The organism is Deltaproteobacteria bacterium (assembly GCA_016874735.1).
GTDB lineage: Bacteria > Bdellovibrionota_B > Oligoflexia > Oligoflexales > CAIYRB01 > CAIYRB01.
Window position 1 is genome coordinate 21,953 of sequence record VGTI01000042.1, and the last position, 9,684, is coordinate 31,636.

The window sequence follows — 9,684 nt, forward strand, 5'->3', positions numbered from 1 at the left end:
GGTGCTAAGGCGGTGCCGATGGGGGAGAGGTGGCTTAATGTTCGATGACGTAGCTTCAGAGCAGCATATAAGGCGCGAGCGCGAGGCAGCGCGTCTTATGCGTAAGTCGCGCTGGTGGCAGACGGCTATCGCCAAGGCCCGCTGTTATTACTGTGCCAAAGACTTGGCCAAGGCAGAGGCAACGATGGACCATCTCGTGCCTATCGCTCGTGGCGGTCGCTCCACCCCAGGTAACGTGGTGGTGGCCTGCAAAAGCTGCAACACACAAAAGCGCGACCTGACGGCGGCCGACTGGCTACTATACTTGGAGACTCTGCAGGTGAGCACCCACGTAACCGGCGCTTAGAGCTGCGGTCCGCGACAGAGCTGCATAAAGTAAAAAATCAGTCCCAAAAATAGCACCACCTGTACGTAACCCCATAGCTTTTTACCCAAAGAGCTCGATGCCTTAGACCGACCGGGAGACTTCGAGGCGCCGGCTATCCGATCAGTGCGCTGGCGGCGGCGGGCCTCAGCCATGTTGACCACGTTTTTGTCGTCTTTGTTTTCACCCATTAGCTGATCCACTTAATTGTTGGTGCCGGTTTGGAAGCTCCGGCATTGACTGATGAATCACTGGATTTATCCCGAGACTTCCGCCAGCGTAACCCAAGACCCTGCTATAATGAGGAAATTTACTATCCACCAACAATTAAGTGGATCAGTTTGAGAGTATCAATATACAACATTAGCCTTTCCAGGCACAACGTAGGGAGCAAGTCAGCTCAGCCCGAGGAGACCCTGTTTGCAGAGCGCTGTGTTAAAGACTCTGGTCATCATCCCGACGTACAACGAAGCGGAAAATATCGGACCTCTGACGGACGGTATTCGGCACCATGCACCTGGGGTCGACATTCTATTTGTCGACGACAACAGCCAGGACGGCACCCAGCGTGTGATAGCGGAGCTCCAGGGCTTGCACCCTGGGCGTATTCATTTGATCAGTCGTCCGGGTAAACTGGGCCTAGGCACGGCCTATGTTGCGGCCTTTAAATGGGGCCTAGCCAACGGCTATGATGTGCTCGTTGAGATGGACGCCGATCACTCCCATCGTCCTGAGGATTTGGCCGCGATTTTAAGGTTAGTGCCGTCTAGCCCAGTGGTGATCGGTAGCCGCTACATCCCAGGTGGTGGGACGCGCAACTGGAGTCGCATGCGGCAGTTTATCAGCCGTGGCGGAAGTCTTTACGCCCGCACTATTCTCGGTCTCAAGGCTCGTGATTTAACTGGTGGCTTCAACGCCTGGCATCGCCAAGTAGTAGAGGATATCGGCCCAGATCAAATCCGCAGTGAGGGCTACACATTCCAGGTTGAGCTTAAATTTCGAGCCCATCTGGCTGGTTACGATTTGCGTGAAGTCCCCATCCTCTTTGTGGAGCGCCGCGCGGGCCAGTCCAAGATGGCTGGTAGCATAGTTGCCGAGGCCATATACAGAATTTGGATGCTAGCCGCGCAGCGCGGTTATATCGAGCGTCAATTAGCCGAGAGAACGGGCCGCAGCGGAGCCGCCGCCGCCCCTGTGCGCCGCTAACTGCACTTGAGACTGCTGAGTCCGAGTTTCTGGTTTAGATACTCGTTGCGCATCCGGTATAGGCACCAGATTTTGCGCTCTTGATCGTAGACAAACCACTCGATACCGAAGCCTACAGCATGACTGAGTATGGTCGTGGCCAAAATCCTGGCCCGACTAATCAGCTTAACTGTCTTAGCGTAGACTGCCTCGACATAACGATCCGTGCAGTAGTCCGGGTAGCGAATGCGGTACACCTGCGTCAGTAAATCCTCGCGTGAGCATTCTAGAGTGGGAGACCTGCAGAACGCCCGAAATAGGCGCATCGTCACCGGGCGATCATGCAGGTCCAGGCTTGCTCCGTTGCAGATCAGGTAATCGTGCCCAAACCGAATGGTCGGCAGGACTTTAGGAACGTTACGTTGGTCCATGATCAGTGCGCGTAGGGACTCTGGTGGCGCTCCACCATCCTGCTCCCACTCACTAACCAACTTGGCAATAAGTCTAAATTTCTCTGATCGCAGGGTTAGACCCAGCTCGTCGTCATGAAATGCTTCCACGGTAAAAAATCCTCGGTACGTGGCTCTCGTCGTCGGACGCCCATAAGATCGCCAGTCATTACAAAGTAGTCAATCCTGTCGCGTCCTAGTCCGTCTTCATGTCATCGCGGATTGACCGGGGCGTCACAACTGTGTTTGATCGAGGTGGCGGCCAGAGTGGCCTTGCAAGCAAAAGTGCCCCCCAAACAAATGGGAGTTTTTTTTATGGTAGCATCATTAGGTTACGCGGCGTTGGCAGCGACAAAACCGCTGGCGTCGTTTAAGTTTGAGCGCCGTGAACCACGGGATCATGACGTCTTGATCGAAATCACTCATTGCGGCGTGTGTCATTCCGACATTCATCAAGCACGTAATGAGTGGGGCAATTCCATCTATCCGATGGTCCCAGGTCACGAGATTGTCGGTAAAGTCACCAGAGTTGGTAGTAAGGTGACTAAGTTTAAGGTCGGCGATCTCGCCGCTGTGGGATGTCTTGTAGACTCATGTCGCACCTGCGTTAATTGCAAGGACGGACTTGAGCAATTCTGTGTAAACGGCATGGTCGGGACCTACAATAGTTTTGAGCGAGATGGCAACACACCGACCTACGGTGGTTACGCGCAAAACATCGTCGTTGATGAGGCCTTTACTCTGCAAGTGCCGAGTAACCTCGATTTAGCACGCGTGGCACCTTTGCTTTGTGCTGGCATCACAACCTATTCGCCACTCAGGCACTGGAAGGTAGGTCCGGGGCAAAAGGTCGGCATCGTTGGTCTTGGTGGCCTAGGCCATATGGGCGTTAAATTTGCTCGCGCATTCGGTGCACACACAGTTTGTTTTACTACGTCAGAGAACAAAAAAGCCGATGCATTGCGCCTTGGTGCCCATGAGGTAGTGCTATCCCGCAACGCCGACGAGATGCAGAAGCATGTGGGTAGCTTCGATTTCATTTTAGACACTGTGTCAGCCCCGCACGACCTCAATGTCTTGGTCTCTCTCTTGCGGCGTGACGGTACCCTGTGTTTAGTCGGGGTTCCGGACAAGGATCCCACCATTCAGGGCTTTAATCTTATTTTTGGTCGTCGTCGGATAGCTGGGTCTCTGATTGGTGGGTTACCGGAGACACAGGAGATGCTGGATTTCTGCGCTAAACATGAAATAATGAGCGACATAGAACTGATTCCGATCCAGAAAATTAACGATGCCTATGACCGTATGCTCAAAAGTGATGTAAAATACCGTTTTGTAATTGATATGGTCAGTTTGAAGTAGGAATAAAGTGGCTAAGGACCTTGTCAACACGGCTACGGACGGCAATGTTGATACCGCTAAGAGCACAGCAGAAAAAGCTGTGCAAGCGGTGATCCGTCGTCACGCTATGGAGGCAGCTTGGCCGTCAATGAAGGACGGCCAAGTAAAGAGCTCGATCTTCCAGATGGCGACTGAGATCGCAACCCTGTTCGGCAAGACGGTCGACGATATCAGTATTGAGGACATTGGCAGGGCGCAGCGGAGGGTTGAGCAGGTTTGCTCTAAAGTGTCTCTTCACAAGATCGGCTGGCGTAAGGCACGGGGCGCTGTTGATCTCTACAACAACATAAGTAACGCCACGGAACTCGTGTCGCATGTTTACTGGGTCGGTAGCGCCTTTTACGGCAATTTTGGTCCTGTGGTGCGTAAGTTTGGCCTCAAGGTTGGTGGTGCACCGTTAGCCCGTGCGACGGGAGTTTGGTTGGCTGGGCAGGCCATCTCCGCACTATATTTTGACGCCGCGCAATTTAAGGCGAGCAGGGATCAGGAGCAGGAATATTTTCCGTTATTTGATGCCCTGACCTATGATCAATACCGCGAGCTAGCTGTGTACATGGGCATCGATGTGCGCGTAGCCTGGGAGGCACAGAAATTACGCCAGGAGATTCTCGCCGAGCTCACCAAGGCTCATCACAATAAAGTCATGGCGCTTTGGTCTGAGGCGCCACCTTATAAGACTTTACTCCTGAGTCTTGCCGAAGAGTTGGAGATTCCGGATTATAAAGTCACCGATAGCGAGGAGCTCCTAGAGGAGCGCGTTGTCGTGCGAGTCACCGCTGAGAGTATTGATAAGCTTTCGGGTGAGCAGCTGAAGCGCTTTGAAAGTGTGGTGCGGTCAAATTTCGGTGACAGTTACTGGAGTGAGTCTGTTAAATCCACGCTGTTTGCCGGTGGCTTGGTCGCTGGTCGCCTTGCCGGGGCGCGTTTGGCACTGGTGGCATCTAGCGGCTTGGCAACTTTGGTGGGTGGCATGGCGAGTGGGGTGGGGGCCACGGCCGCAGCAACGGCTGCATCAGCGCTCGCCACAGTATTCGGTCCGATTGGCATTGCATCGGCCGCTACTGTCGCAGCTCTGCAGTGGACGCGTGCCAGACCACGCAAGGCGCTGCCATTTGTGCTTTATATGGCTGCAGCGCGCGGTATTTTGGCAGCCGAGAGTCGCCCCCTGTCGCTATGGGAGCGCGTCATCGGCTGGTTTTTGCGCATCCGTATCACTTTGGGTCTCAGACCCAAGCGATGAAGCGATGATCACTCGCAGCGGAGCAGGTGAGTTTTGCCCGCGAGGATGAGTTGGCCAATGCGTTTGGTACCGACTGGGGTCACGACGAGCAGCACTTCGGTGCCTTTGGTCGCGGCGCCAACATCGTCAACAAAACTGGTGTCCAGACCTGCGATGGTCTTGGTCTCTTCACCCAGAGTGTAGGTGAGGGTGCCCAGGCCAGTGCCGTACTCGATCTCAAGTTTCAGGCTCAGGCCATCGGCTCCAGAGCAGTTAATTTCCGGTGCTGCAGCAAAAGCGCTCGTGCCAAGAAACAAAGAGGATGCGATCAAAGCTTTGCGAAGTAGCATAGTAGCTCCTTAAATCGTTAATTGGGGGATCATCTGGCGCCTAGCATAAAGGAAGGCTAGGCGTTAGCAAGTGAAAAACCTAGTTTCACTCAGGCCAGGTGTAACGCTTGAAGGCCATTTTGATGTAGTCTTCAAGCTCTGAGAGGTCATCGCTATCGCCGTGCGAGGCCAGGAGCACACCCACCTTGGCTTGATGGGATCGGTACTGTGCAGCCTTCACTTGAGTCACCTGGGAGTGTCCACAACTTGAGACACTGGCTGCCGCTGTAAGGCTAAGGAACGCGAATAAAAGACGTCCAGTTAGGTTTTTAGTGTGCGCCATGTGTCAGCCTCCTGAGTCACCGATGTTCATACACCTGATAACGTCGATAGCTCAGTCAGCTCGCACTGAGAAGGCTCGTTTCTGTACAAAGTAACAGGCCTGCCGCGCAACTATGGCCTTGGGAGTTGCCTTCCCGGTACAATGAGAATCAATAAGATGGAGTACGTTCATGGCGAGCAAGCTGCCGACTTTGTTTTTAGCCCACGGCTCACCAGTTAATGCGCTAGCCGATAACGAATTCACCCGGGCACTGAAGCGGCTTGGTGACGAGTTACCCCGACCGAAGGCCGTGCTTATCGTGTCGGCCCATTGGCGCAGCCGCACCACCAAGGTGCTCACCATCGGGGAGCCCAAGACGATCTATGACTTTTCGGGTTTCCCCAAAGAGCTTTCAGAAATTGTCTATCCGGCTAAGGGAGCGGCCTCCGTGGCGTTGCGGGTAGCGACGCTACTCACACCTTTTGGTGCCGAGGACGACGAGTCTTGGGGCCTCGATCACGGCGTCTGGTCTGTCCTACGCCACATGTACCCTGCGGCCGACGTTCCCGTAGTGCCGCTTAGCATCAACCAGCGTCTCCATCTGGATGGTCATCTTGCCGTCGCCAGTGCCCTAAGGCCGCTTAGGGAAGAGGGGGTTCTCATCATTGGGAGCGGTAACATCACTCACAATCTCGGTGACATAGATTGGGATGAGAATGCTGCGGCGCAGAAGTGGGCGACCAGCTTTGACGCGCGCATGGCCAAGGCGCTTGTGGCGCGCGACGAAGACTTTCTGCTGAAGCGTCAAATCGGTGACTACGCTTCTCTTTGGAGCCGAGCATTGCCGACAGCAGAGCATTACATCCCCCTGGTGTACGCCTACGGCGCCAGTGATCCATCGGACCAGGTCATCTTTCCCTACGAGGGGATGCAGCACGGCACCCTGTCGATGCGGTGTGTGCAGTTTGGCGTCAAATGAGGTTGGATAGCTTCGCAAGCAGATAGTGAGTGCCTATCCGATTGCGAAAAGTTACAACACTCTAAATCTCGTTTTTTATCGCGCAACTTTTAAGCAGAGTGGCACCGTGAAGCATTGGATCAGTAGAATCAACTCGTTCCTTTTTTTTGTTAGTTTGACCGTTGGCTGTGCCCGCCATGCAATTGCCGATACAGGTGATAACGTCGGCGCGCCGACGGGCAAACCATCACCGGCATTCCCCCTCACTACCAAGGGGCGTTGGATCGTCGACCAAAAGGGGCAGCGGGTCAAACTTCACGGCACCAACTGGTACGGAGGCTCTGACGGCTGGAGCGTGGTAGGAGGGCTTGACCACAACTCCGTGGCTAAAGTCGTTAAGCTTATCAGGGAGCTTGGCTTCAACTCGGTGCGCCTACCCTTTTCCAATGCGATGCTACATATGACGGAAACCTCAGCAGAGGCCATCAAAGCCAATCCGCAACTAGCAGGCAAATCCCCACTAGAAGTTTTTGATGCCACCGTCGCTGAACTCAGCGCGCAGGGTATCTATGTCGTTCTGAATAACCACACTACATCATCCGTTTGGTGCTGCGGCTGGGACACTAACGCTTTGTGGTTCAATGACGACCAAAGCACCGAGCAGTTCATGGCTGACTGGGAGGCGATCATTGCGCGTTATAAAAACAATCCGTGGGTCATTGGCGCCGATCTCCGTAATGAAATACGTTCGGGACCAACCGGCGAACCCAACTGGGGTCATGGTGACGACCGTGATTGGCACAAAATATCGGAAATTTTGGGCAATCGGCTCTTGCGCATCAACCCGGACCTGCTAATCATCGTCGAGGGCCTTAACTACGCCACTGACTTCTCGGGGCTGGCGACTAAACCGGTTCAGTTATCCTTGCCCAATCATGTCATTTACTCACCCCACAACTATTCATGGTTTGGTGGCGACCTCAAAAAGCTAAACTACGAATCGATGCGAGACGGCCTCGACAAAGGGTGGGGATTTATCTTCAAGGGGAAAAATGGTCTTCAAGCGCCGGTGTGGGTCAGTGAATTTGGCGCTGGCCCTAAAGACGATCCCAAGTGGCTCAACTACTTCGTCCGCTATCTTAGGGAAAATGACTTGGACTGGTGCATGTGGCCGCTAAATAACGGAGTGCGTGGTGGTAACGGTAGCGTCGAAGAGTGGGGCGTGATCACTCCCGATTGGCAGCGTCGTCTCACGGACTGGCGGACTAAGGTTTTGGATACGATTCAGAAATGAGGATCCTAGGCTACCTCTTGCACTAATTCATCCAAGTCCTCGGGGCCGACGACTGCGTAGTGCTTTGCTATTAGGTCGAATAAGTATTGACGCTGCTCGGCGCTGCTACCAACGATTCTAAATCCATGCTCGTACTGGCCATCGTCGGTGGTGCTATGCTGACTCCAGCGCACTTCGACAGTCAGTCTATCGACAAACTTTTCCTGCAGGTGGACCATCTGCTCCGGGTCTGCCAAAACTACATCCACCACCAGACGTGATTGCGGACCAAATTGCGTTCGGGCTAGAGCACGAAAACCAAATCGCGACAAATCGCAGACGGCGAATTCTACCTCCCCGCGTCTTAAAATGACTGTCCCACGCTGGCGTATTGCATACCGCTGATCTGAAAGTTTTATCCCCAACTGGTCAAAATACGCTGTTTCAGCCTGTCTTAATTCGGGACGGCGTTGTTTGAAGGGGTCGTATTCGTAGGCATGAACCAGATCAACCCGGTGTTTTATGTGGATTGCCACCTGAGCAAAGTCGTCGGGGTGATAGCCAAGTTCCACAAGGTGGTGGTAGCAGGTGTCGCTAAACATAATCTTAAACGGTGTGCAGGCCGTTTCGAGGCGACTGGCGAAGTTAACTCCAGCGCCGATCATGTTGAAGTCTATGCGCGTGCCACCACCCAGATTACCAAGGACGAGTGCCGATGAATGTATGCCAATGCGTACCGGCATGATCATGCTCTGGTGCGTGACGTTTTTGCCACTTAGGACTTGGCTTACGCTAGACTCCTGGATCTTGCGCGCTGCCAGAAATGCGCGCTGAGTATTGAAAGCTGCACTATGCTGGGAACGATAGCCAAAAAAGCACAAAAGACCGTCTCCTAGCGATCGGTCGATGCTGCCACCGAATTCTTTGATGATATCTGTGATGGCGGTTAGACGGAGTGATAGCTCCTGGAATACAATATCCGATGGTAAAGGCGCAGTAATCTTGGAAAACGCAGCGATATCGACGAACATCGTGACGATTTGGTGCTCCTCAGGAGCATAGGTCAAAGCATCGCCTCGATCTTGTACTTTACCATCTAGTTCTTCGATAGGGTCGCCTTGCTTCGCGCCTGAAATCGTCGTGCCTTGATTTTTGATGTCTTTGATAAAACGACGTTGGCTTCGTTCAACCTCTTTGGTGTCAAGAGTAGAGATGATCACAAAAGGAATGCCGGCGACTATTCCGACGATTTCAAATAACAGTGTTCTGATCACGCCGGGTTCTATGATCTCATAGGCCGATAAGACACTCACTGCTAGAGCCATCACAGTTGAGAGGAAGGCAGTTTCCAAAAGCTGCCGGCGCTCCGATGGTTCATTGAGCCGGGTATTCATATGGCCATAAAATGCGGAGATCGTGAAAATAATCGGCAAGGAAAACAAGTATAGCGAGTGATAGCCAAGAATGGGAATTACCGTCCCTAGTGCAATTACCGAGGGATACGACTGTTTATGATCCAGCCATGCAAAAATAGCAATTTTATTACGATTAGAGTTTAAATTCCAATGGTCAAGAATCGATCGTAGCTTATGCACGCCGATAAAGCCAATTGCCACGGACAAATACAAAAGCAAGACGAACAAGCCGACATTGTGTGCAATGCTTGGATAAACTCGCTCAACTGATCCTGAAACCAGCGCCGCAACACCAAAGAATCCAAAAAAAATCAGTGATAATATCACCTGTGTTTGATGTCTGAGTATGAGACCTAAAACCAGATTATAAATAGTTACAGCTAATGCTGAGCCGAGCACAATGCCGATAAAGAATTGTAGTCTTTGTTGCTCGTCCGTCGCCTGTTTTGGTGTCATGATCCTGGGCTTAGCCGCTAAACTACCAAGAATAGTACTGTGAATGTAGAGCTTTGTTTCGCCGCCCGCCGGCGTGAACCTAAAAGTGCCGGGGTCCTCCTCTTGGAAAGATTTTTTAAAGGTAAGATCTGTCGATGAATCAACGATTCTGCCATCGCTTACTAGATAGTAATCAATGAACTACCCCGACCAATCCTCACGCTCTCTGACAAGAGCGCTCCGGTATGGTCAGAGTTTCGTGCTTCAGCGGGCGGGTAACCCCACCCTCCACACCTGAGGACGGTTCCCGCCCCGTGACAAAGCCTGTCAAAGC

11 protein-coding genes are annotated in these 9,684 nt (G+C 52.9%); 6 read left to right on the top strand and 5 right to left on the bottom strand.

Annotation, left to right across the window (positions count from 1 at the left end; all coding sequences use genetic code 11):
- Nucleotides 1-37 precede the first annotated feature (37 nt).
- Nucleotides 38-346: an HNH endonuclease gene (locus tag FJ146_14710; GenBank protein MBM4253218.1), complete on the top strand. Its 309-nt coding sequence runs from the start codon at nucleotides 38-40 to the stop codon at nucleotides 344-346.
- On the opposite strand, the gene FJ146_14715 is transcribed toward FJ146_14710, so the two are convergent.
- Entirely contained in the window at nucleotides 343-555 is a 213-nt protein-coding gene (locus tag FJ146_14715; protein ID MBM4253219.1) for a hypothetical protein, read from the bottom strand. The two genes, FJ146_14710 and FJ146_14715, sit on opposite strands and share 4 nt — an antisense overlap.
- Nucleotides 556-808: 253 nt before the next feature.
- Between FJ146_14715 and FJ146_14720 the strand changes: the two genes are divergently transcribed.
- On the top strand, nucleotides 809-1,570 hold the full coding sequence (locus FJ146_14720; protein ID MBM4253220.1) for a polyprenol monophosphomannose synthase: 762 nt from the start codon (nucleotides 809-811) through the stop codon (nucleotides 1,568-1,570).
- Here the strand turns inward: FJ146_14720 and FJ146_14725 are convergent.
- Entirely contained in the window at nucleotides 1,567-2,109 is a 543-nt protein-coding gene (locus FJ146_14725) for a hypothetical protein (protein ID MBM4253221.1), read from the bottom strand. The genes FJ146_14720 and FJ146_14725 overlap by 4 nt on opposite strands.
- A 204-nt stretch (nucleotides 2,110-2,313) precedes the next feature.
- Here FJ146_14725 and FJ146_14730 point away from each other — a divergent pair, with 204 nt between their 5' ends.
- A complete protein-coding gene (locus FJ146_14730; GenBank protein MBM4253222.1) occupies nucleotides 2,314-3,360 on the top strand; it encodes an NAD(P)-dependent alcohol dehydrogenase in 1,047 nt (348 codons plus the stop codon).
- Between the two features lie 7 nt (nucleotides 3,361-3,367).
- Nucleotides 3,368-4,639, top strand: a complete 1,272-nt coding sequence (locus FJ146_14735) for a hypothetical protein (GenBank protein MBM4253223.1) — start codon at nucleotides 3,368-3,370, stop codon at nucleotides 4,637-4,639.
- An 8-nt stretch (nucleotides 4,640-4,647) separates the two neighbouring features.
- Here FJ146_14735 and FJ146_14740 read toward each other — a convergent pair whose 3' ends face one another.
- Both FJ146_14740 and FJ146_14745 read right to left on the bottom strand, forming a co-directional pair.
- Entirely contained in the window at nucleotides 4,648-4,968 is a 321-nt protein-coding gene (locus tag FJ146_14740) for a hypothetical protein (protein ID MBM4253224.1), read from the bottom strand.
- Nucleotides 4,969-5,053: 85 nt separating this feature from the next.
- A complete protein-coding gene (locus FJ146_14745) occupies nucleotides 5,054-5,290 on the bottom strand; it encodes a hypothetical protein (GenBank protein MBM4253225.1) in 237 nt (78 codons plus the stop codon).
- Nucleotides 5,291-5,459: 169 nt separating this feature from the next.
- On the opposite strand from FJ146_14745, the gene ygiD reads away from it, so the two are divergent.
- The gene (ygiD, locus tag FJ146_14750) at nucleotides 5,460-6,248 is read left to right on the top strand and encodes a 4,5-DOPA dioxygenase extradiol (protein ID MBM4253226.1); all 789 of its coding nucleotides are present in this window, start codon (nucleotides 5,460-5,462) and stop codon (nucleotides 6,246-6,248) included.
- Nucleotides 6,249-6,270: 22 nt separating this feature from the next.
- Nucleotides 6,271-7,521: a glycoside hydrolase family 5 protein gene (locus tag FJ146_14755; GenBank protein MBM4253227.1), complete on the top strand. Its 1,251-nt coding sequence runs from the start codon at nucleotides 6,271-6,273 to the stop codon at nucleotides 7,519-7,521.
- Between the two features lie 5 nt (nucleotides 7,522-7,526).
- Here FJ146_14755 and FJ146_14760 read toward each other — a convergent pair whose 3' ends face one another.
- Nucleotides 7,527-9,371 carry a hypothetical protein gene (locus FJ146_14760; protein MBM4253228.1) on the bottom strand — a complete coding sequence of 615 codons (1,845 nt, stop codon included), beginning with the start codon at nucleotides 9,369-9,371 and terminating at the stop codon, nucleotides 7,527-7,529.
- Between the last annotated feature and the right edge of the window lie 313 nt (nucleotides 9,372-9,684).